The sequence below is a fragment of the Herbaspirillum sp. NPDC101397 genome (genome assembly GCF_044767325.1).
GTDB lineage: Bacteria > Pseudomonadota > Gammaproteobacteria > Burkholderiales > Burkholderiaceae_D > Herbaspirillum.
In genome coordinates, this window is sequence record NZ_JBIWNS010000007.1 from 369,896 (window position 1) to 392,241 (window position 22,346).

At 62.1% G+C, this 22,346-nt stretch carries 23 protein-coding genes; 17 read left to right on the top strand and 6 right to left on the bottom strand.

Features of this window, described 5'->3' with window-relative positions; genetic code table 11:
• Window positions 1-275: 275 nt before the first annotated feature.
• On the top strand, window positions 276-1,307 hold the full coding sequence (locus tag ACIROW_RS19005; protein ID WP_402278005.1) for a fimbrial protein: 1,032 nt from the start codon (window positions 276-278) through the stop codon (window positions 1,305-1,307).
• Window positions 1,308-1,435: 128 nt separating this feature from the next.
• Here the strand turns inward: ACIROW_RS19005 and arfB are convergent, their stop codons facing one another.
• The 4 genes from arfB to ACIROW_RS19025 form a co-directional block, all read right to left on the bottom strand.
• Window positions 1,436-1,849, bottom strand: a complete 414-nt coding sequence (arfB, locus tag ACIROW_RS19010) for an alternative ribosome rescue aminoacyl-tRNA hydrolase ArfB (protein ID WP_402278006.1) — start codon at window positions 1,847-1,849, stop codon at window positions 1,436-1,438.
• A 114-nt stretch (window positions 1,850-1,963) separates the two neighbouring features.
• A complete protein-coding gene (locus tag ACIROW_RS19015) occupies window positions 1,964-2,410 on the bottom strand; it encodes an Lrp/AsnC family transcriptional regulator (RefSeq protein ID WP_402278007.1) in 447 nt (148 codons plus the stop codon).
• Between the two features lie 16 nt (window positions 2,411-2,426).
• Window positions 2,427-3,200 carry an amino acid ABC transporter ATP-binding protein gene (locus ACIROW_RS19020; protein WP_116436093.1) on the bottom strand — a complete coding sequence of 258 codons (774 nt, stop codon included), beginning with the start codon at window positions 3,198-3,200 and terminating at the stop codon, window positions 2,427-2,429.
• Window position 3,201: 1 nt separating this feature from the next.
• Complete coding sequence (locus ACIROW_RS19025; protein ID WP_402278008.1) at window positions 3,202-3,870, bottom strand: amino acid ABC transporter permease; 669 nt, start codon at window positions 3,868-3,870, stop codon at window positions 3,202-3,204.
• Between the two features lie 281 nt (window positions 3,871-4,151).
• Between ACIROW_RS19025 and ACIROW_RS19030 the strand changes: the two genes are divergently transcribed.
• Window positions 4,152-4,919, top strand: coding sequence for an SDR family NAD(P)-dependent oxidoreductase (locus ACIROW_RS19030; RefSeq protein ID WP_402278009.1), 768 nt, complete (start codon window positions 4,152-4,154; stop codon window positions 4,917-4,919).
• A 14-nt stretch (window positions 4,920-4,933) separates the two neighbouring features.
• Window positions 4,934-6,202, top strand: coding sequence for a D-amino acid dehydrogenase (locus ACIROW_RS19035; protein WP_402278010.1), 1,269 nt, complete (start codon window positions 4,934-4,936; stop codon window positions 6,200-6,202).
• On the opposite strand, the gene ACIROW_RS19040 is transcribed toward ACIROW_RS19035, so the two are convergent.
• Entirely contained in the window at window positions 6,203-6,640 is a 438-nt protein-coding gene (locus ACIROW_RS19040; RefSeq protein ID WP_402278011.1) for a hypothetical protein, read from the bottom strand.
• Window positions 6,641-6,813: 173 nt separating this feature from the next.
• On the opposite strand from ACIROW_RS19040, the gene ACIROW_RS19045 reads away from it, so the two are divergent.
• Window positions 6,814-7,398, top strand: a complete 585-nt coding sequence (locus ACIROW_RS19045) for a cell division protein FtsI (protein ID WP_402278012.1) — start codon at window positions 6,814-6,816, stop codon at window positions 7,396-7,398.
• A 731-nt stretch (window positions 7,399-8,129) separates the two neighbouring features.
• Here ACIROW_RS19045 and ACIROW_RS19050 read toward each other — a convergent pair.
• Window positions 8,130-8,813, bottom strand: coding sequence for a flagellar basal body L-ring protein FlgH (locus tag ACIROW_RS19050; RefSeq protein WP_402278013.1), 684 nt, complete (start codon window positions 8,811-8,813; stop codon window positions 8,130-8,132).
• A 602-nt stretch (window positions 8,814-9,415) separates the two neighbouring features.
• On the opposite strand from ACIROW_RS19050, the gene ACIROW_RS19055 reads away from it, so the two are divergent.
• The 13 genes from ACIROW_RS19055 to ACIROW_RS19115 all read left to right on the top strand — a co-directional run bounded on the left by ACIROW_RS19055 (window position 9,416) and on the right by ACIROW_RS19115 (window position 22,339).
• On the top strand, window positions 9,416-10,201 hold the full coding sequence (locus tag ACIROW_RS19055) for an ABC transporter ATP-binding protein (RefSeq protein ID WP_402278014.1): 786 nt from the start codon (window positions 9,416-9,418) through the stop codon (window positions 10,199-10,201).
• 68 nt (window positions 10,202-10,269) lie between these two features.
• Complete coding sequence (locus ACIROW_RS19060) at window positions 10,270-11,280, top strand: ABC transporter substrate-binding protein (protein WP_402278015.1); 1,011 nt, start codon at window positions 10,270-10,272, stop codon at window positions 11,278-11,280.
• Window positions 11,281-12,138: an ABC transporter permease gene (locus ACIROW_RS19065; RefSeq protein WP_116436083.1), complete on the top strand. Its 858-nt coding sequence runs from the start codon at window positions 11,281-11,283 to the stop codon at window positions 12,136-12,138.
• Window positions 12,139-12,152: 14 nt separating this feature from the next.
• Window positions 12,153-12,917, top strand: coding sequence for an SDR family oxidoreductase (locus ACIROW_RS19070; protein ID WP_402278016.1), 765 nt, complete (start codon window positions 12,153-12,155; stop codon window positions 12,915-12,917).
• Between the two features lie 52 nt (window positions 12,918-12,969).
• Window positions 12,970-13,509 carry a cupin domain-containing protein gene (locus ACIROW_RS19075; RefSeq protein ID WP_402278017.1) on the top strand — a complete coding sequence of 180 codons (540 nt, stop codon included), beginning with the start codon at window positions 12,970-12,972 and terminating at the stop codon, window positions 13,507-13,509.
• 21 nt (window positions 13,510-13,530) lie between these two features.
• Window positions 13,531-14,430, top strand: coding sequence for an alpha/beta fold hydrolase (locus tag ACIROW_RS19080; RefSeq protein ID WP_402278018.1), 900 nt, complete (start codon window positions 13,531-13,533; stop codon window positions 14,428-14,430).
• Window positions 14,431-14,440: 10 nt separating this feature from the next.
• Complete coding sequence (locus tag ACIROW_RS19085; RefSeq protein WP_402278019.1) at window positions 14,441-15,274, top strand: IclR family transcriptional regulator; 834 nt, start codon at window positions 14,441-14,443, stop codon at window positions 15,272-15,274.
• A gap of 5 nt (window positions 15,275-15,279) precedes the next feature.
• The gene (locus ACIROW_RS19090; protein WP_402278020.1) at window positions 15,280-16,095 is read left to right on the top strand and encodes an SDR family oxidoreductase; all 816 of its coding nucleotides are present in this window, start codon (window positions 15,280-15,282) and stop codon (window positions 16,093-16,095) included.
• On the top strand, window positions 16,088-17,833 hold the full coding sequence (locus ACIROW_RS19095; protein WP_402278021.1) for a thiamine pyrophosphate-binding protein: 1,746 nt from the start codon (window positions 16,088-16,090) through the stop codon (window positions 17,831-17,833). Before ACIROW_RS19090 ends, ACIROW_RS19095 begins: the two co-directional genes overlap by 8 nt.
• Window positions 17,834-17,852: 19 nt before the next feature.
• On the top strand, window positions 17,853-18,653 hold the full coding sequence (locus ACIROW_RS19100; protein WP_116436076.1) for an aspartate dehydrogenase: 801 nt from the start codon (window positions 17,853-17,855) through the stop codon (window positions 18,651-18,653).
• A gap of 19 nt (window positions 18,654-18,672) precedes the next feature.
• Window positions 18,673-20,160 (top strand): aldehyde dehydrogenase, encoded by a 1,488-nt coding sequence (locus ACIROW_RS19105; RefSeq protein WP_402278022.1) that lies wholly within the window; start codon window positions 18,673-18,675, stop codon window positions 20,158-20,160.
• A gap of 35 nt (window positions 20,161-20,195) precedes the next feature.
• Window positions 20,196-21,167, top strand: a complete 972-nt coding sequence (locus ACIROW_RS19110; RefSeq protein WP_402278023.1) for a VOC family protein — start codon at window positions 20,196-20,198, stop codon at window positions 21,165-21,167.
• A gap of 14 nt (window positions 21,168-21,181) precedes the next feature.
• Window positions 21,182-22,339: an FAD-dependent monooxygenase gene (locus tag ACIROW_RS19115; RefSeq protein ID WP_402278024.1), complete on the top strand. Its 1,158-nt coding sequence runs from the start codon at window positions 21,182-21,184 to the stop codon at window positions 22,337-22,339.
• The last annotated feature ends 7 nt before the right edge of the window (window positions 22,340-22,346 follow it).

A 22,346-nucleotide genomic window follows, 5' to 3' on the forward strand; every position in this document is an offset into this window, starting at 1 on the left:
TACCGAATCTCCCATGGGCAGAAAATATGTCCAGGCGATACCTATTTTCTGGCCGATCCGCAGCGCAGATGGTGACGATATTGGTTGTCGATTTGTGGGGACGCTGTCGTGCTGGCAGAGGTAAGGTATCTCCGGCGCAGCGAACCATGTAGGTGCTTCGAACCGACCATCTCTTTCAGAGTTTTCTCATATCTTCCATCGGTCGAAAGCTCCACACTCCTCCGTTCGCAATGACGCCCCAGAGGTGTTGAAACCGGAAGAACGGAAAGGGATTGATGATGAAGATGCAAAAATGGCGCGGGAGAATATTCGCCGGGCTGTGTGGCTTGCTGTGGGGAGGGATCGTGGGAAGTGCACAGGCGGGTGATTGTGTCTATGGCACGGGACAAGACTATACAACCGGCCAGGCAGTCTATGAATTTACGGTGCCGGCTACGATTTCCCTGACAGGGACGGAAGCGCCGGGAACGGTGCTATGGGAATCACCCGCAGTTGCCGGCAGTAAAGCTACATGGGCGAACTGCGGTACAGGCGCCGGGTCCGCCGGACTAAAAGACAATTGGGGGACGAGCGCATCGCCGGTCGGGTCCTTCAATGCGATAAAAACCAACGTCGCAGGTATTGGCTATGTCATATCGCAAGGCAATTTCGTCAACGGGATAAAGGCATATCCGAGCAATCCGGATGGACCCGGCCCTAACAACAATCACAATACGCACATGGCGACACTAAAATTCGTGAAGCTATCGACTGCCTATTTTTCTGGTACCAGCGCGGCGCTCGCCGTTGTCAGCGATATCGCCACTTGGTACGTAGGTACCAACGAAGTGAGGTTTGCCAACTACAGAGCGAACGCAACAACGTTTACCAAGCCCGGTGGCGGCAATACCACGTGTATTCTGCGCAATGTCCCTGTCAATCTGGGCAGTGCCAAGGCAAGCATTTTCAGGAGTATCGGCGCCAAGGGGCCGGTCGTTTCCGATTTCTTCACGTCGGTCGACATTACCTGTCCATCTACCACTTCGACTGCCAAACTGACATTCAGCTCGACGACCGCAGTGGCGGCATCACCCGGGGTACTCCGGGCCAGTGGAGGCTCGACCGTCCAAGGTATCGGCATCATTCTGATGCGTGACGACGGCGTTTCGCCAATACGATTCGGTCAGCAATTTCCAGTTGATCTGGCCGCAGTCGGCAGTAACAAAGTGGGAAACTTTCCCTTTTCAGCGGCAATGATCAAAATTAGCGATCCTGTCGTGCCGGGCGCTCTTAGTGGGACTGTCGTTGTCACGTTGTCGGTGACTTAGTATCTGAACACGGATCTCATTGTCGTTGCAATGAACAGGCGATGCCTTCCGATTGCCAAACGAACGGTTTGTATGGGGCATTTCCCGCCAGATCAGCTACTTCTCCGCGAGGGTGCTTGCGTATCGGCTCAGTCGCCGAGCCGGGTGCGCAATACCTTCAGCCGTCCACGCTGCGTTTTGCTGTCGACGCGCTTGCGCTTGGCGCTGCGAGTGGGTTTGGTCGGCCTGCGCGGAGGAAGCACGACCCCGGCCTCCTGAATCAGTGCCGCCAGCCGCTCCAGCGCCGCAATACGGTTCTGCTCCTGGCTGCGGCTCTGCTGGGACTTGATCACGATCACGCCGTCGCGGGTGATGCGCTGGTCCTTCAGCAGCAGCAACTTTTCCTTGTAGAAGTCCGGCAGCGACGACGCGCGGATGTCGAAGCGCAGATGCACCGCGGTCGACGTCTTGTTGACGTTCTGGCCGCCCGCCCCTTGGGCGCGTACGAAGCTGAGATCGATGTCGGTATCGGGCAGGCTCAGGTCCGGGGTGATCTGCAACATGGATGCCGCTTCCGTAAAATGGTAGGGATGAAAGGCCGGTCCTGTCGGCGGTCATGCCTTGCGCTTCGCTCATGACCTCAGGCGCAGCGGCGGCGGTCAATGTTCAACGACTGCTCAGCGATCAATCTTGCGCGACAACACAATCGACGTCGTGGTCTTGACCACGCCCTCGATCTCGCCGATGTCGTCGAGCAACTTGTCGAGCTGTTCGGCCGAGGCGGCGCGCAGCCAGGCGACGTAGTCGAACTCGCCGCTGACGGAGCAGAGCTGCTCGATTTCGGGAATGCGCTTGAAGCGCTTGAGCACGTCGCGCGCGGTCTTGGCTTCGACCGTAATGCCGACGTAGGCGAGCAGGCCGCTGTCTTGCACCTCTTGTCCCAGCTTGACGGTGTAGCCGACGATGACGCCGTTCTTCTCCAGCCGCGCCAGGCGCGCCACTACGGTGGTGCGCGCCACGCCCAGTTGGCGCGCCAGGTTGGCGACGCTGTCGCGGGCCGACTGCTGCAACAGCGAGATCAGTTTGCGGTCGGTGTCGTCGAGCAGGTCGAGGCGGCCGGTCATGGCGGGTTGTTCCGGATCAACCGTTGAAACGCGTGAGGAAGGACTGCGTCGCCGCCTGCTGCGGATTGTCGATGACTTGCGACGGCGGGCCGGCTTCGACCACGACGCCGTCGCGCATGAAGATGACCTGATCGGCGACTTCGCGCGCAAACGCGATTTCATGCGTGACCAGGATCATGGTCATGCCGTCGGCCGCCAGCGAGCGGATCACGTTGAGCACTTCCCCCACCAGTTCCGGATCCAGCGCCGAGGTGGCTTCATCGAACAGCATCACGCTAGGGCGCATGGCCAGAGCGCGGGCGATCGCCACGCGCTGCTTCTGGCCACCGGACAGGCGCTGCGGATAGATGTCGGCGCGATCGGACAGGCCGACTTTCTGCAGCAGTTCCAGCGCGTAGGCGCGTGCTTCCGCCTTGGGTTTGCGCAGCACGGTGAGCATGCCTTCCATGACGTTTTCGAGCGCGGTCATGTGCGGGAACAGGTTGAAATGCTGGAATACCATGCCGGTGTTGGTGCGGAACTTGGCCAGTTCGCGGTCCTTGAGCGGCTTGGAGGCTTTGGAACCAAAGGTGAAATCTTGCGCGCCGACGCGGATGCTGCCTTGCTCGGGTACGGTCAGCAGGTTGATACAGCGCAGCAGCGTCGACTTGCCGGAACCGGACGGGCCGATCATGGCGACCACGCTGCCCTTGTTGACCTGCAGCGAAATGTCTTTCAGCACGACGTGGTCGCCGAAAGCCTTTTTCAGATTCTTGATTTCAATCATGACTTCATTGGTTGGATTGCTCATCTCATGCCCCCTGTTGCGCAGTCAGGCGGTTTTCCAGGCGCTTGGCCCAGATCGTCGCAGGCAGCAGGATGAGGAAATAGATCACCGCAACCATGGTGTAGATTTCCAGCGGGCGGTAGGTTTCATGCGCGATGATCTGGCCCTGGTACAGCAGGTCCGGCACCGCCAGCACTGACAGCAGCGAGGTGTTCTTCAATTGCATGATGGACTGGCTGACCAGCGGCGGCGTCATGCGCTTGAACGCCTGCGGCAGGATCACGCGGCGCATCAGCTGGAAGCGCGTCATGCCGAGTGCGCAACCGGCTTCGCTCTGGCCGACGTCGATCGAGACGATGCCGCCGCGGATGATTTCCGAATAGAAGGCGCCGCCATACAGGGCCAGCGCCAGCAAGGCCGATGTGCCGGCCGACATCTCGATGCCGACCAGCACCGGCAGCGCGTAGTAGAACCACACCAGTTGCACCAGCACCGGCGTGCAGCGAAACACTTCGACGTAGGCGCGCAGCGGGCCCGACACCAGCGGGTTGGTCGACAAGCGGCCGAGGCCGACCGCCAGCCCGATCAACAAGCCCAGCAGGACGCAGGCGACCGTATAGGCCAGCGTGTAGCCGAAGCCCACCGCAATGACGTTGCGGAATTGCCAGAGCGCGGCGAAGTCCCAGTGATACATCGTGTTTCCTTTTCTTTTACTCTTTGGTGTCTGAATTCTTGGTTGCCCGAATGACCATCAGGCAGGCAGCAGGAAGCGTGCCATTCGCTGCAGGGAGCGTCGGTCTGACCAATTTACCGTCCCTGAAAACCCCGCAATTGTAATGGAGAATACCGCCCGGGATGTAGCGGAACCTGTTGTGCAGCGCTTTTGCGGCTGGCCGGCACTTATTGGTTAAAATAGCGCACGGTCGTTCCGGCCGCCTGATTCCGTCATTTCCTCATATTGTTTCCTCGTCATCCATGAATCCATCTCCCAGCGTGCAGCGCGTGATCCTGATTACCGGCGCCGCACGCGGCATCGGCGCAGCCACCGCGAAAACCGTGGCCGCCGCCGACACCGGCATGGTGTTGCATGCGCGCGCGGACTCCCCCGAGCTGCAGCAGACCGCCGCCGCCTGCCGTGAGCGCGGCGCGCAGTGCGTGACGGCCTTCGGCGACCTGGCCGACACCGGCACTGCGGCAGCCTTGCGCGACGTTGCGCTGAATACCTACGGCCGCCTCGACGCGCTGGTCGCCAACGCCGGCTTCGCCGATCGCAAGCGCATCGGCGAGCTCAGCACGCAGGACTGGTCGCGTTCCATTGATGCGCTGCTGGGCGGCTTCTTCCAGTTGGTCACCGCCTGCAAGGACGCCTTGCAGCAGGCGCCGGCCGGCCGCGTGGTGGCGGTCAGCTCCTTCGTCGCACATGTGTACCGCCTCGGCGAATCGGGTTTTCCGGCCTCGGCCGCAGCCAAGGCCGGCATCGAAGCGCTGGTCAAATCGCTGGCGGTGCAGTTGGCGCCATCGGGCGCGACCGTCAATGCCGTGGCGCCTGGTTACGTGCAGAAATCCGATCCCAACAAATCCGCCATCGACCCGGCCGCCTGGGCCGCCGCGCTGGAACGCATCCCCATGCAACGCCTCGGCCAGCCGCAGGAGATCGCCAACGTCATTGCCTTTTTGCTGAGCCCGGCCGCGTCGTACGTCACGGGTCAGGTATGGCACATCGACGGCGGATTAACCTTATAAACAATTAACAATCCATGCACATCATCGTCATCGGCGCCGGCATCGTCGGCGTAACCACCGCCTATTTCCTGCATGAAAAGGGCTACACCGTCACGGTGGTCGACCGCCAGCCCGAAGTTGCGGCCGAAACCAGCGTCGGCAACGCCGGCCATGTCTGCCCGTCCTACGCCACGCCGTGGGCGGCGCCCGGCATGAAGGGCAAGTCGCTCAAATGGTCGCTGCAAAGCTGGCTGGGCATGGAGTCGGCCTTGCGTTTCACGCCGCGCCTGGACCGCCATCAATGGCGCTGGCTCGGCCAGTTCCTGTCGCAATGCAACGCCGAGCGCTACGCCGTCAACAAGGCGCGCATGGGCCGGCTGGCGCGCTACAGCCACACGCAGCTGAAAGACATCCGCGAACGCCTCGGCATCGAGTACGAACAAACCACGGTCGGCAATCTGCAAGTATTCCGCACGCAGGAAGGCATGGACAACGCCGGTCTCGCCGCGCGCGTGCTGGCCGAAGCCGGTGTGGCGTACGAGCTGCTTGACGCCGACGCCTGCGTCGCCTTCGACCCGGCTCTGCGCGCCGCCCGAGATCAACTGGTCGGCGGCATGCTGCTGCCGCAGGACGAGACCGGCAATTGCCCGTTGTTCGCGCGCGCACTGGCCGACTGGCTGCAGACGCAGGGCGTCAGCTTTGTGCTCGGAACGTCGGTGCAGCAGATCGAATACGCCGGCGGCGCCGCCACCGGCCTGCGCACCACAAAAGGCATGTTGAAAGCGGACGCTTATGTGGTGGCCTGCGCCAGCGCATCGGTGGCCCTGGTCAAGCCGCTGGGTTTGCAATTGCCGGTGTATCCGGTCAAGGGCTACGCCATCACGGTGCCGGTCAGCGACGCCACGGCCGCGCCGAAGAGCGGTGTGATGGATGAGTATTACAAGGTGGCTATCACGCGCATGGGTTCGCACATCCGCGCCGCCGGCACCGCCGAGATCGGCAGCTGGGACACGAAAGTGACGCCGCGCGACTGTGCCACCGCGGTCAAGTCGCTGAGCTCGCTGTTCCCGGGCGGCGCCGACATGAGCGGCATCAGCTACTGGGCCGGCCTGCGTCCGATGACGCCGGACGGCGCACCGCTGATCGGCGCGACGGCGTTTTCCAATCTCTATCTCAACGCCGGTCATGGCTCCAACGGCTGGACCACGGCCTGCGGTTCCAGCCGGCTGATCGCCGACAAGATCGCCGGCGTCGCTACCGAAATCGTCAGCGACGATCTGAGTCCGTTGCGCGCGTTTCAATAATTAACGGCTGAACAGGCTGTTGATGTTGTCGCCGTTGCTGAAGTTGCTCAATGCCCAGCCAGAGCTGGTCTTGTAGAAAATGAATTGCCAGGGAATCGCCTGCTTTTCGGCCTTCTCTATATAGACCAGCTTGAGCAGCGACTCGCCCACCTTTTCGCTGCGAATGAATTCGTAGCCTACCGATCCGCCGATGTATTGTTCCAGCTGCATGCGCGAAGTGCGGTTGCTGAGGCGCGCGCGGTCGAGCGTGTTGATGTCGGTCAGCGTGTACGGGGTCATTGCCGCGTAGGCGTCGTCGGTTTGTCCCTTGCCGGCGGCGGCCATGACCTTGTCGGCGAGCTGGCGTACTTCGGTTTCATTTTTGAGCGTGTCGGCGTGGGCGTTGAACGTGGTCGCCGCTAACAGTGCGACCGTAATGGTGGACAGCAATGTGCGCATGGTGGCTCTCCTGAAAATCGGAGCGTCCATTGTGCCATCGTCGCGGACCGGCTACCGAAAACCGGCGAGTGTAAAGCCGTGTTCGGCATAGCGTAAATCAGGGTAAAAGCGCGCGAACCCGGGAACATCGGCGGATATGATGAATTTCACTCATCGTCGAACCGGTCGCCGCCATGATCAAAATTCTCTTCGTCTCCGTCTGCGCCACTTCAGCATTTTCTCTATCGGGCTGCGTCGTCATGTCGCCCAGTCCGATCGTGGAAGCCGCCAACCTGTTAGGTTCGGCCATCTCCGGCGTGTCGTCGATGACGCCGGCCACACCGCAGAATCCCATCGTCTTCGCGCACGCGCCGATCAAGGAGATCTGCATCGAGTGGAACGGTGCGGTGGCGCTCAGTGATTTCGTCCCCAGCCTGCAAAGCGAACTGCAACGCCACGGCGTGCCGAGCCGCGTGTACGACGCGGGTACGCAGCCGGGCAGTTGTTCGATGACGCTGGCGTATGCGGCTTTCGTCAAATGGGACATGAAGACCTTCAGCAATGCCTATACGCCTTACCTGACGTTTGCGTCGGTGACCTTGCGCAAGGAGGGGCGGGTGGTGGGCAGCGCTTCTTACAAGATGGGGGCGATTGCGCAGGACAAGTGGTCTTCTACGGGGAGCAAGCTGGGGCCGGTGGTGGATGCCTTGTTGATTAGTAATCCGGTGGTGGAGGCTACTAATAGTGTGGGGGCGTCGAATGTGTTTGGCGGGTCTTGAATCTTTGTCGGTTGTTCCGACTGGCCTTTGCCGGTAGCTGATTCTGTTTTCTCTTCGATCAACCTTTGCCGGGGGTAGCCCGGCGGCTACTCACTTTCTTTGCTTCGCCAAAGAAAGTAAGCAAAGAAAGGGTTGGAGCACTGCTCCAACGCAACGATTCGCCGCCCCTTCGGGGTGCCCGTTGGCGCCGTACTCAAATCGGGAAGGGAAACAAACTCGCTGCGCTCAGACAAGTTTCCCTTCTTTATCCGATTTGAGCACGTCACCAACGGCGACTCATAAGCGGAATTCTTCCTCGGCTCGCTCCGCATTGCCTTGGGTGGCTCGCCTGCGGCATCGTGATTCTCGTTCTTTCGTTTTTTTAGCGATAGCGAATAACGGTGACCGTCAAATCATCTCTGTCCCCTGGCGATGCGCAGCGAGCCAGTCTGGAAGTCCGCTTGCGAGTAGCCGGTGGCGGCAGGTGCAAATCGGATAAAGAGGGGAAACTTGTCTGAGCGCAGCGAGTTTGTTTCCCCTCCCGATTTGCGCCTGACGACGCCGGGAACCCCCGCAGGGGGCTACGAACCAGCGGTCGCTTCTTTTGCTTACTTTTCTTGGCGAGACAAGAAAAGTGAGTAGCTGCCGGGCTACCCCCGGCGAAGGGTTGATCGAAGAAAGAGCAGCATCAGCAACAACACACAGCAAGTCGGAACAAAACGCCGCTCTCAAAAAGCAGCGCTAAACCCTCATCACCAAAACGTCAAAACACTCCTGAAAAACTGCTGCATCCACCCCTGCGAATTGGCATCCGCCACAGTTCCTCCTCCAACCTGCTCCAGCCGCGCATCAGCAACATTGCTGGAAGAAACCACATTCCCCCCGCGAATATCGCGCGCCCTCACCACCCCCGAAAACCGCAAGGTATTGATTGACCCGTTCATCCCGATGCGCTTCTCGCCGGCCACCACCAGGTTGCCGTTGGGGAGCACCTCGATGATCGACACCATCAGGCTGCCGGTCATGCTGTTGCTGTTGTCGGTCTGGCCGGTGCCCTTGAAGGAATCGCTGCCGGTGGCCGTCGCGTTGATGTTGAAGACCGACGCCAGCAAGCCGCTCATGGATGAGCCCGCGCCGGGGCCGACTTGCTTGAGGCTGGTGTCGCGGCTGTTGGAGGTGGTCGACTTGTTGCTGCCGGTGAGCGACTCGGCAATCTCGATCTTGAGGATGTCGCCGACGTAGTGCGTGGTCGATTCTTCAAACAGCTGCGCACTGCTGACGCGGAAGATCGCACCGTTGTTCTCGATGTTGGCCACCGGATAAGCCGGCCGCACGCTGGTCGGTCCCTGCACCATCGTCGGCGGGCTGCTGCACCCGCTTAATACACATAAAAGTCCTGCACCCAAAGCAACGTAGGCGATGCGTCCCTGAATCATGATCTTCCCCCCTGGCAAACCGATAAAAACCGATAACCGGCAACGGGTCCTGCAAAGGACAGGCCCTCGCGGCAATCATCGTGGCAAAGCCTGTAAGCGGAAGTTAATGCGCTGTAAATCAGCGAAAACGCCTCTCAAGACGCGTGAAGATTCCTCAAGGAATGTGAAGACGATGCGTATCGCCATGGCCATGCCAGCGGAATTCACTGCCGATCCGGCAATTTCCGTCTCCTGAAGCCGCGGCCAATGTTGGCTGGAATTGGTGCAAACCGCACCGGTGCGGCGCGTCAGCGCGTTTCTTTGGTGAATGGACGTCTGAAATATGAGACAAAACTGCCGATTTTCGTGTGGCACAAACCTTGCGATAAAAGGAAAACAGTTCTTATATAAATCATCAAACCATATATGAAACAAAAAGCACTATCTTTTTACCGAATATCTGCTATATTTGATTCGTATATCTCGCATTTGGTTTGTGGTTTTATATATGAGACAACTGGCGTTTGTGCCGCACCAGCCACCTACCGGTCGCCGGCTTCAGCAAATGTCACGTAATTAGGCGCGAGGGCGCCAAAGCAACAAGTAACTAACCAAGAGGCATCATGATCGAAATCGAATTTCGCAACGTCGGCAAGAGCTTCGTCGACCGCCAGACTTCCCAGCCGCGCGCTGCCGTCACCAACGTCAACCTGTCGATCCGCAGCGGCGAAGTGGTTTCCATCATCGGCCCGTCCGGCTGCGGCAAGAGCACCTTGCTGAACATGGGCGCGGGCCTGTACCTGCCGACTTCCGGCGAAGTCATCGTCGGCGGCCAGCGCGTCACCAAGCCGGTCCGCAACGTCGCCTTCATGCTGCAAAAAGACTTGCTCATGCCATGGCGCAATATTCGCGCCAACGTTTCGCTGGGCCTGGAAATCGACGGCGTCAATGCCGCCGAGCGCAAGCGCGTCGCTGACGAGCTGCTGGCCAAGTGCCACCTCAAGGGCTTTGAAGAACACTATCCCTATCAATTGTCCGGCGGCATGCGCCAACGCGCTGCGCTGGCCCGCACGCTGGCGGTCGATCCGCAAGTGCTGCTGATGGACGAGCCATTCTCGGCGCTGGATGCGCAGACCAAGATGGTCTTGCAGCAGGACCTGGCCAAGATGCTGTTCGAGAAGAAAAAGACCGCGCTCTTCATCACTCACGACCTGGTCGAGGCGATCGCACTGTCGGACCGCCTGCTGGTCATGAGCGAACGTCCCGGCACCATCATCGAAGAGATCGAAGTCAACCTGCCTTTCCGCGACAACCCGCTGGAGCGCCGCAAGCTGCCGGAAATCGGCCCGCTGCAAGGCCGCCTGATGGAGTTGCTCAAAGTCGGTAAAGAGACTGTCGAGCTGCACTAATTCAGCAGACGTATCCGAACATCCAACATCCAACCTGATCACCACCGAACATTAGGAGTGAAGCAAGCATGAAAAAATTTCTCGCCTCTTTCTGCAGCAAGCTGGTCCTGAGCGCCGCCGTCGCCACGACATTCGCCGCCACCGCCGTGGTGCCGGGCATCGCCCAGGCCGCCCCGGAAGAAGTGACCTACCTGCTGCCGGCGCCGCCGAATTCGCCGGCCTTCGCGCCGTGGGTGCTGGCGCAGCACAAGGGCTATTACGCTGACGAAAACCTCAAGATCAACTTCATCGTCGCCAAGGGCGGCGTCGACGTCGCCAAGCAGATCGGCGCCGGCAATGCCGTCATCGGCGGCGCCATCGGCGACACACCGATCGTGGTGCGCGCCAACGGCATTCCGGTCAAGGCCATCGCCGTCCTCGGTGCAGGCTCGATCACCATGGTTGCCGCCAACGCCAACGAAAACATCAAGTCGCTCAAAGACCTCAAGGGCAAGACCGTCACCGTGATGTCGTACACCGACACGACATACTACGCCTTCCTCGGCAGCCTCAAGACCGCCGGCCTGTCCAAGACCGACCTGCAGATCCAGGCCGCCGGTCCTGCGGGCGTATGGCAGGTGTTCACCGCAGGCAAGGCCTCGGCATTTGCCGGCGTGCCTGACTGGATCGTCAACTCGACCGATGCCGGCGCCAAGGTCGAGCTGCTCGACAACGGCGGCTTCAAGAGCATGGCGCAGGCGATCCTGGCGTCCGACGACACCATCAAGAACAAGCCTGAACTGTTGAAGCGCCTGGTGCGCGCCACCCTGCGCGGCATGCAGGACATCATGAAGGATCCGAAAGCCGCCGCCACCGATTACGTTGCGGCATTGCCTGCCTACAAGGGCAAGGAAGCCAGCATCGAAGCCACCTTCGAGATGTATCGCAAATACGTCTACGCCGGCCAGAAGACCCTGGGCCAGATCGACGCCGCCCGCATGGACAGCGTGCAGAAGTTCTACGTCAGCGAAGGCATCGTGACCAAGGCCACGCCGGTCAACGAACTCTTCACCAATCAATTCGTCGGAACAGCCAGATAAATGGATACCTCTACTACAGCCAATCCCATGACTACGCCTGCGCCAGAGACAAGCACCATCGCCAAGGTAAAACGCCCACTGCTCAATGAGCGCGCGCGCACCGTCTGCGGCAGCCTGGTGGTGCTGGTCCTGTTCCTGGCTTCATGGCAATGGGGCCCGGGCTGGCTCGGCATGCCGGAATACATCCTGCCGAACCTGTCGCACGTGCTCAAGGAATCGGTGGTCATGTGGAACAACAATGACCTGCTGACGCACTTCGGCATCACCGCCATGGAAGTGGTGTTCGGCTTCCTGTTCGGCGCCTTGCTCGGCCTGGCCGTCGGCGTCGCGCTGGGTCTGTCGCCGCGTGCCGAAGCCATGTTGTCGCCGTACATCCTGGCCCTGCAGATCGCACCGAAGGTCGCATTTGCACCGCTGTTCGTGATGTGGCTCGGCTATACCATCTACCCGAAGATCATCGTCGCCGTGCTGATCGTGTTCTTCCCGATCATGATCAACGTGCTGTCTGCAGTTCGCACGGTGGATCCCGACATGGTCAACCTGGTGCGCACGCTCAATGCCGGCCGCTGGCAGATCTTCCATCTGGTTGAGTTCCGTTCGGCCCTGCCGGCGCTGTTCTCCGGTCTGCGCATTGCATCAACGTTATCCGTCATCGGCGTGACCGTCGGCGAACTGGTGGGCGGCAATCAAGGTCTGGGTTACCTGCTGGTCGACGGCGAAGGGCAGGGCAACACGGCCGCCGTGTTCGTCGCCATCTGCGCGCTGACGCTGATCGGCATCGTCACCTACGGCGCCGTGGTCTGGGCAGAGCGTCGCGTGCTGCATTACCTGCCTAAAGTGCACACCAGCACGGTCTGATGGAGCCACGCGAAATGACTTCACCAAACCAACTGCTGGCCGGTCGCCGCATCCTGATCACGGGCGCGGCGCGCGGCCTGGGGCTGGCCTTCGCTACTGCGGTGGCGGAAGCCGGCGCCAGCGTGGCCATGGCCGACATCCTGCAAGACACCTTGCAGAGCGCAGTCGCCGGCCTGCAACAGCGCGGACTGAGCGTTGCCGGTTTCACCGTCGACCTGGCCGACCCGCAATCCATCGACGCCTGCGCCAAGGCATCGGTGCAATGGCTGGGCGGCCTCGACGGTCTGGTCAACAACGCCGCGATCACCAACTCGGGCGGCAAGACCACCGAGCAACTGTCCATCGAGATGTGGGACAAGGTCATGGACGTCAATGTGCGCGGCACCTGGCTCATGACCAACGCCTGCCTGCCGGCCTTGCGCGCGTCGGGCCGGGGCAGCGTGGTCAACCTGTCTTCCGACACGCCGCTGTGGGGCGCCACCAACCTGCTGGCCTATGTCGCCAGCAAGAGCGCGGTGATCGGCATGACGCGTTCGCTGGCGCGCGAACTGGGCGGCGACAACATCACCGTCAATGCCGTGGCGCCGGGCCTGACGCTGGTCGAAGCCACCGAATACGTACCGAAGGAACGCCACCAGACTTACCACGACCGCCGCGCCATCCAGCGCGACCAGTTGCCGGAAGACGTCTGCGGCGCCGTGCTCTTTGCCTTGTCCGATTTGTCCCGCTTCTATACGGGACAAGTCATGGCCGTCAACGGCGGCTTCGTGATGAATTGACGAATTGACGAATTGATTAATGAGATCTTCCCGACCCACCAAGGAGAAAAGAATGACCGACATGTCCGAACAAAACAACGTCAAGCGCAGCTGGGACCAGCCTGAAGGCAGCAGCTTCGGCGACTGGATGGAATCGCGCGTGGCGCGCCTGTCGACGCGCAAGTACGACTGGGATGCGCTGAAGTTCCAGGCCGACTACGACCCCAAATTCCGCCGTGCGCAGATGCGCTACATCGGCACCGGCGGCACCGGCGTCGCGGTCGATACCAACGTGATTCCGTCGGAACACTTCACCTTCTCCACCATGATCATCCCGGCCGGCCACGAAGGTCCGCCGCACCTGCATATCGATGTGGAAGAAGTGTTCTTCGTCCTGCGCGGCAAGCTCAAGCTGGTGCTGGAAAAAGACGGCGAGCGGTTCGAAACCATCCTGACCGACCGCGACGTCGTGTCGGTGCCGCCCGGCGTGTATCGCGAAGAAATCAACATCGGCGACGAAGACGCATTGATGTGCGTGATGCTGGGCGCGAAGAAGCCGATCACGCCGACCTATCCGGCGGACCATCCGCTGGCTTCCATCAAGCGCGGCTGATTCAGCGTAACGGAAACCGACATGACTCCGCACGCACCCGCCTCCGTCACCTGCGCCGATACGCTGAAGGATTCCCTGAGCCTGCTCGAGGGACGCTTCGCGGAAAGCACCGTCGATCTCGGTGACGGCAGCATCGTGTCCTATCGCTCGTGCGGACGCGGTCCGGTGATCGTGCTGTTGCACGGCATCAGCTCGGGCGCAGCGTCGTGGCTGCAATGCGCGCTGCGCCTGGAAAAAGACGCCCAGGTCATCGCCTGGAACGCGCCTGGCTACGGCCGTTCGACCGCGCTGCCGCAGATGCAGCCGAGCGCCGCCGACTACGCCGCGCGACTGGAATTGTTCCTGGCAGCGCTGGGCGTCGACAACTGCCTGCTGGTCGGCCACTCGCTCGGCGCCATGATGGCGGCGGCCTATGTCGGCGGCGGTGGCGAGCGCGCCTCGCGCCTGCTGCTGATCAGCCCGGCGCAAGGCTACGGCAGCGACGCCAAACGCGAACGCGGCCGGCAGATTGCGCAGGAACGCCTGGAGGTCCTGCGTACCATCGGCGTAGAAGGCATGGCCGAACGCAGCCCGGCGCGCATGTTGTCGGCGCAGGCCGGCAACACCGAACGCGCCTGGGTGCGCTGGAACATTCAGTGGCTCAATCCGGCCGGCTACACGCAGGCGGTGCACATGCTGTGCGGCGACGCGCTGCAGGCGTATGCGCCCAACGGCATGCTGGGCCACGTGCCGGCGACGGTGTACTGCGGCGCCGAGGACGTGGTTACCACGGCCGACGACAGCCGCGAACTGGCCTGGAATTTGAATTTGCCCTTCCATCTGATCGACAATGCGGGCCACGCCTGCTACATCGAACAAGCCGGAGCGGTAGCAGCAGCGATACGTCACCAGCTCAGTGGTCATCTTTATCAACTTTCCTAAAACAAAAATCATGAACAAACCAGTGCTGCCAGAAGAAGAATCGCAAGAGAAATACCTCGTTCCAGGCCTGGAGCGCGGCCTGCGCCTGCTGTGCGAGTTCAGCCGCCAGGACAAGACCCTGTCTGCGCCCGAACTCGCGCGCCGTCTCGACGTACCGCGTTCCACCGTGTTCCGCCTGCTGACCACGCTGGAACGCATGGGCTTCGTCGAGCGCAACGACGGCGGCCGCGACTACCGCCTCGGCATGGCCGTGCTGCGCCTCGGCTTCGAATACCTGGCCTCGCTGGAACTGACCGAGATCGGTCGTCCGCTGCTGGATCGCCTGCGCGACGAAATCGGCTACTCCTGCAACCTGGTCGTGCGCGACGGCCGCTCCATCGTCTACGTCGCCAAGTCGGTCACGCAAACCGCGTTCGCCAGCCACGTCAACGTCGGCACCCGTCTGCCGGCACACGCCACCGTGCTCGGCCGCGTACTGCTGGAAGACCTGACCCTGGCCGAACTGCGCGACCTGTATCCGGAAGAACACCTGGAAGTCTTCTCCAGCAACACACCGAAGACCGTGGTCGAGCTGTTCGACATGGTGCAGAACGACAAGCAGCGCGGTTATGTGCTGCAGGAAGGCTTCTTCGAAACCAGCATCTCCACCATCGCCGCGCCGGTGCGCGATCACTCGGGCAAGGTGGTGGCCGCGATGGGCGCGACGATCCCGTCGCCGCACATCGAAGCCGATCAACTCGACCTGATCGTGGTCAAGGTGCGCGACACCGCGAACGAACTGTCGCGCCTGCTCGACCATGCCCCGCAAAAGTCGGGCAAGGTCGTCAATATGTGGCGGGAGTAACAGCAATGAGCATGATTCAACTCGAAGGCAAAGTCGCCGTCGTTACCGGCGGCTCTTCGGGCATCGGCCTGGCGACCGTCGAGCTGTTGCTCGAAGCCGGCGCGGCAGTCGCGTTTTGCGGCCGCAACCAGGAGCGTTTGCAACAGGTGGAAGCGCAATTGCGCGTGCGCTTTCCGCAAGCGAAATTGTTTTCGTCGGTCTGCGACGTGTTGTCGCAGGAGCAGGTGCAAGCCTTCGCCGTCGCCGTGGAAGAAAATCTCGGCGCGGTCTCGATGCTGGTCAACAACGCCGGCCAGGGCCGCGTGTCGACCTTTGCCGATACCGAAGATGCGGCCTGGACCGAAGAGCTGCGCCTGAAATTTTTCTCGGTGATCTATCCGACCCGCGCCTTCCAGCCGCAGCTGCAACGCATGAGCGCCGCCCATGGCGAAGCCGCCGTCGTCTGCGTCAATTCGCTGCTGGCGATCCAGCCCGAGCCGCACATGGTGGCGACCTCGGCCGCGCGCGCCGGCATCCATAACCTGGTGCGCTCGCTGGCGACTGAATTCAGTACACAGAAAATCCGCGTCAACGGCATCCTCATCGGCCTGGTCGAATCCGGCCAATGGCGTCGCCGTTACGAGGCGCGCACCGGCGCCGACCTCGACCTGTCCTGGGAACAATGGACCCGGGCGCTGGCGCAAAAAAAGAATATTCAACTCGGCCGTCTCGGTCATCCACAGGAAGCCGCCCGCGCGATCGTTTTTCTCGCGACACCGCTTTCTTCGTACACAACAGGCAGCCACATCGATGTTTCAGGAGGACTTTCCCGCCATGCCTAAGCAAAACCAACCAACAGAACAAGTCACCGTCGGCTGCGCCATCGCCGCCTTCCTCGAACAATGCGACGTCAAGGCGGCGTTCGGCGTGATCTCGATCCACAACATGCCCATCCTCGACGCCTTCGGCGAGCGCGGCAAGATCCGTTTCATTCCGGCACGCGGAGAAGCCGGCGGCGCCAACATGGCTGACTCGTATGCACGCACCACCGGCGGCCTTGGCGTCTGCCTGACCTCCACCGGCACCGCTGCCGGCAACGCCGCCGGCGCCATGGTCGAAGCACTGACCGCAGGCACGCCGCTGCTGCACCTGACCGGCCAGATCGAAACGCCTTACCTCGACCAGAGCCTGGCGTACATCCACGAAGCGCCGGATCAATTGTCGATGTTGAAAGCGATCTCCAAGGCCGCCTTCCGCATCCGCAGCACCGAGACCGCCGTCAGCACCATCAAGCTGGCCGTGCAAACCGCGCTGACGCCGCCGATGGGTCCGGTCAGCGTCGAGATTCCCATCGACATCCAGGCGGCGCTGATCCCGATGCCGTCCGATCTGCGTCCGCTGCCGATCGCCGTGCAGGCGCCGTCCGAACATGCGCTCGACGAACTGGCCGAGCGTTTGCTCAAGGCCAAGCGTCCGCTGCTGTGGCTGGGCGGCGGTGCGCGCCAGGCCGGCAAGCAGGTGCAGCGTTTGCTCGCGCTCGGCTTCGGCGTGGTCACCAGCACCCAAGGCCGCGGCATCGTGGCGGAAGACGATCCGCGCTCGCTCGGGTCGTTCAACCTGCACAAGCCTGTCGAAAACTTCTACCAGACCTGCGACGCCGTCGTCGTGATCGGCTCGCGCCTGCGCGGCAATGAAACACTGAAGTACGAACTGAAACTGCCGCGCCCGCTGTACCGCATCGACGCCGATCCGTCGGCCGAAGGCCGCTGCTACAACAGCGACCACTTCGTCTGCGGCGATGCAGCGCTGGCGCTGGAAGGCCTGGCCGATCGTCTCGAAAAACGCAAGAGCGCCATCCAGATCGATCCGGCCTTCATGGGCGACCTGCAAAAGGCGCGCGACGCCGCCGTCGCCGGACTGGTCGACGGCCTCGGTCCTTACAGCGCGCTGGTCGAGCAAGTGCAAAAAGCCGCCGGCCGCAAATTCAACTGGGTGCGCGACGTCACTGTCTCGAACAGCACCTGGGGCAATCGCTATCTGCGCATCTTCGATCCGTTGGCCGGCGTGCATGCGCTCGGCGGCGGTATCGGCCAGGGCCTGGCGATGGGCATCGGCGCCGCCATCGGCGCTGCGGTCACCGCCTCCGGCAAGAAGACCTTCACGCTGGCCGGCGACGGCGGCTTCATCCTCAACCTGGGTGAGCTGGCGACCGCCGTGCAAGAGAAGGCCGACATGGTCATCGTGCTGATGAACGACAAGGGCTACGGCGTCATCAAGAATATCCAGGACGTGCAATACGGCGGTCGCCGCCACTACGTCGACCTGCACACGCCGGACTACGCGCAGCTGTCGCAGGCGCTGAGCCTGCGCCACACCCGCGTGAGCAACCTGGCCGACGTCGAAGGCGCGTTGAAGACGGCGTTGTCCGAGTCCGGTCCTTTCCTGCTCGAAATCGACATGCTGACCATCGGCAGTTTCAAGACCGCCTTTGCCGGTCCGCCGGTGACGGAAAAAGCGGCAGCGGAAGCCGCCGCAGCGTCCATCGCCACGAGCAAAACTGCAGCTACCGCAGCCGTCTGAAGAAACTGAGGAGAAACCCATGCTGCATGTTTCGATGATCGGTTGCGGCGCCATTGGCGTCGGCGTGATGGAGCTGCTGAAAAGCGATCCGGAAGTCGCCTTCGATGTCGTCATCGTCCCGGAGGCGAACATGGCGAACGCCCGCACCGTGGTGTCGTCGCTGGCGCCCAAGGCGCGCGTCGAGACCCGTCTCGGCGACGACCGTCCCGATCTGCTGATCGAATGCGCCGGCCACCAGGCGATCGAAGAGCACATCATCCCGGCGCTGCTGCGCGGCATCCCCTGCATGGTGGTGTCGATCGGCGCGCTGTCGGAGCCCGGCCTGGTCGAAAAGCTGGAAGCCGCAGCACGCGAAGGCAAGACCCAGGTGCAATTGCTGTCGGGCGCCATCGGTGCCATCGACGCCTTGTCGGCGGCGCGCGTCGGCGGCCTGGAGTCGGTGGTCTACACCGGACGCAAGCCGCCGCACGCGTGGAAAGACACGCCGGCTGACGGACCTTTTGATCTTGCCAACCTGACTGTGGCAACGGTGATCTTCGAAGGCACCGCACGCGAAGCCGCGCGCCTGTATCCGAAGAACGCCAACGTCGCTGCGACCCTGTCGCTGGCCGGCCTTGGCCTCGATCACACGCAAGTGCGTTTGTACGCCGATCCGGGTGTGACGGAAAACGTCCATCACGTCGAAGCCAAGGGCGAGTTCGGCGGCTTCGAACTGACCATGCGCGGCAAGCCGCTGGCGGCCAATCCGAAGACCTCGGCGCTGACCGTATTCAGTGTGGTGCGTGCGCTCGGTAATCGTGCACATGCGCTGTCCATTTAAGTGATGTGAACAAGCAATCATGACTGAACTGAATCTCAACGAAACACTGCCGATCTGCGTCGCAGGTGAATGGCGCCTGGGCGGCGGTGACCGTTACGCCACGCTGTACCCGGCCACCGGCGAAGCGGTTGCCTATCTGAACGCAGCCAGCGTGACCGACGTCGAAGAAGCCATCGTCGGCGCCGACCGCGCCTTCCGCACCAGCGGCTGGGCGCAGAAGAAGCCGCATGAACGCGCCATCGTCCTTTACCGCGTCGCGCAGCTGATCCGCGAACGCGGCGAAGCGCTGGCGCAACGCCAACGCCTCGACAACGGCAAGCCGATCACCGAGACGCGCAACCTGGTCGGCAGCGCTGCCGCGACCTTCCAATTCTTCGCCGCTGCCTGCGAGACACTGGAAGAAACCATCACGCCGATGCGCGGCGACAACCTGACCATGAGCGTCTACGAACCGATGGGTGTGGTCGCTGCGATCACGCCATGGAATTCGCCGATCGCCAGCGAAGCGCAAAAGATGGCGCCCGCGCTTGCGGCCGGCAACGCCGTGGTGGTCAAGCCCGCCGAAGTCACACCGCTGATGGCGCTGGAACTGGCCAGGATCTGTGAAGAAGCCGGCGTACCGAAAGGCATGATCAGCGTGCTGCCCGGCAAGGGCTCCGTGATCGGCGACGCCATCACGCTGCATCCGCTGGTCAAGCGCGTGTCCTTCACCGGCGGCACCACCACCGGCAAGCACATCGCCCACATCGCCGCCGACAAGATGATGCCGGTCTCGCTGGAGCTCGGCGGAAAATCGCCCACCATGGTGTTCGATGACGCCGACCTCGATCATGCCGTGGCCGGTGTGCTGTACGGCATTTTCAGCAGCTCGGGCGAATCCTGTATCGCCGGCTCGCGCCTCTTTGTAGCGCGCGGCATCTACGACAGCTTCATGGAACGCCTGGCGGCAGGTGCCGCGGCCTTGCGCGTCGGCGATCCGGCCGACGAGCGCACGCAAATGGGCCCGCTCATCACCGCGCGCCATCGCGAAGGCATCGAGTCCTACGTCTCCATCGGCGTTGCCGACGGCGGCCGCATCCGCACCGGTGGTACGCGTCTTGCAGGCGATCAGTTTGCACGGGGTTACTACTACGCGCCGACCATCATCGAAGGCGTGACCAACGACCAGCGCATCTGCCAGGAAGAAATCTTCGGCCCGGTGCTGGTGGCGATGCCGTTCGACAACGAAGAGGATCTGATCGCGCAAGCCAACGACAGCGTGTACGCGCTGGCGGCCGGCATCTGGACGCGCGACTACAAGAAGGCCTGGCGTTTCGGGCGCGCGGTGCAGGCCGGCAACGTATGGATCAACACCTACAAGCAGTTCTCGATTTCGACGCCGTTCGGCGGTTGGCGCGACAGCGGTCTCGGTCGCGAAAAGGGCCGCCTCGGCATCCTGCAATACATGGAGCAGAAGGCCATGTATTGGGGACTGAATGAAAATCCGCTGCCGTGGGCGCTCAGTTAAGTTAAGCGCCACCGGACAGCAACAAGGAGAAGCAAATGGATGTATTGGGTATCGACGAAATCACTTACGGCGCGGACGACCTGCCGGCTTGCCGCCAGTTCTTCCTCGACTGGGGCATGACGCTGGCGCAGGAGAGCGCTGAAGCACTGGTGTTCGAATCGCAGAACGGTTGCCGCGTGGTCGTGCGCAGCAGCGCCGACCCGGCTTTGCCGCCTGCGATCGAGGCCGGTCCGACATTGCGTGAAGTGGTCTGGGGGGTGTCCGCCGCCGAGGTGCTGCCGAAGTTTGCGGAGCGCATCAAGGACTTGCCGGGTTATTTCAGCGACGGCAAGCGCGTCGGCTGCACGGATCCCAATGGCCTGGCGGTGAGCTTCCAGGTTTCGCAAAAGCGCGACGTCAAGGTCGAGTGCGCCACCATGAACACCTGGAACGAAAAGAACCGCATCAACCAGCGCAGCCCGGTCTATGACCACGCCTCGCCGATCGAAGTCGGCCATGTCGTGTTCTTCGTCAAGGACGTCAAGGCCTGTGAAAAATTCTACTGCGAGAACTTCGGCTTCGTGCCATCCGACCGCTATCCGGAACGCGGCGCCTTCCTGCGCTGCGCCGATGTCGGCGGGCATCACGACATCTTCCTGTTGCAACCGCCGGAAGCGCGTTCGGGCCTGAATCATGTCGCCTTCACCGTGCGCGATATTCACGAAGTCTTCGGCGGCGGCATGCACATGTCGCGCAAGGGCTGGGATACGCAACTGGGTCCGGGGCGTCATCCGATCTCGTCGGCGTATTTCTGGTACTTCAAGAATCCCGCCGGCGGCCTGATCGAGTACTACGCCGATGAAGACCAGCTCGACGCCGACTGGGAGCCGCGCGATTTCGAACCGGGCCCGACCGTGTTCGCCGAATGGGCGATCGACGGCGGCATCGACGGCAATACGCGCCGTCAAAAGAATGCGCAAGGCCCGACAGGGAAATTCCTGACCGACCGTCAACCGACCCACAAGTAATCGGAGCAAGCCACATGTCTTCTTTCAAAATCGGCATCCTCGGCGCAGGAATCGGAGGCCTCACTGCCGCCATCGCGCTGCATCGCGCCGGCCACGACGTGGTCGTGTACGAACAGTCGAAGCAATTCCTGCGCGTCGGCGCCGACATCAACCTGACGCCGAATGCCGTGCGCGCTTTGGACGGTCTCGGCATCGGCGCGGCAGTACGCCGCACCGCCGCACGCCCTACTCATCGCATCAGCCGGACGTGGGACAGCGGCGAAGAAACCTCGCGCCTGGAAATGGGCGACACCGCCGAGAAGAAATACGGCGCGCCGCAACTGACCATCCACCGCGCCGATTTGCTGGCGGCATTGGCCGAAGTGTTCCCGGCCGAACGCGTGCAGTTCGCCAAGCGCGCTGAAGCCATCACCGAAGACGCGCAAGGCGTCACGCTGAACTTCACCGACGGCACTACCGACAAGGTCGACCTGCTGATCGGCGGCGACGGCATCCACTCGGCCGTGCGCAGCGCCATGTTCGGCAAGGAAAGCCCGCGCTTCACCGGCGTCGTCGCCTTCCGCGCCGTGATTCCGGCTGGCAGCGTGGCGCAGGTGCCGAACCTGCAAGCCTTCACCAAATGGTGGGGCCCGAATCCGGAAAGCCAGATCGTCACCTTCCCGCTCAACTGCGGCAAAGACATTTTCATCTTCGCCACCACCGCACAGGAAACCTGGCACCTCGAATCATGGACCACGCCGGGCAGCGTGCAGGAACTGCGCGACAGCTACGCCGGCTTCCATCCCGACGCCACTGCGCTGCTGGACGCCTGCGACGAAGTGTTGAAGACCGCACTGTACGAACGCGATCCGCTGCCGCACTGGTCCAAGGGGCGCCTGACGCTGCTGGGCGACGCCAGCCATCCGATGATGCCGTTCATGGCGCAAGGCGCCGGCATGGCGATTGAAGACGCTGTGGTGCTGGCGCGCTGCCTGGAAAAAGTGACGACCGTCGACGGCATCGCCGACGCGCTGCACGTCTACGAAGAGCTGCGTCTGGAACGCACCAGCAAGATCCAGATCGGTTCGCGCGGCAACAACTGGCTGCGCGAAGGCGGCAATGCGGATTGGGTGTACGGCTACGATGCCTGGTCGGTTCCGCTTGAAGTGGAAACTGACGCGGAAACGGTCTGAGGGTCTG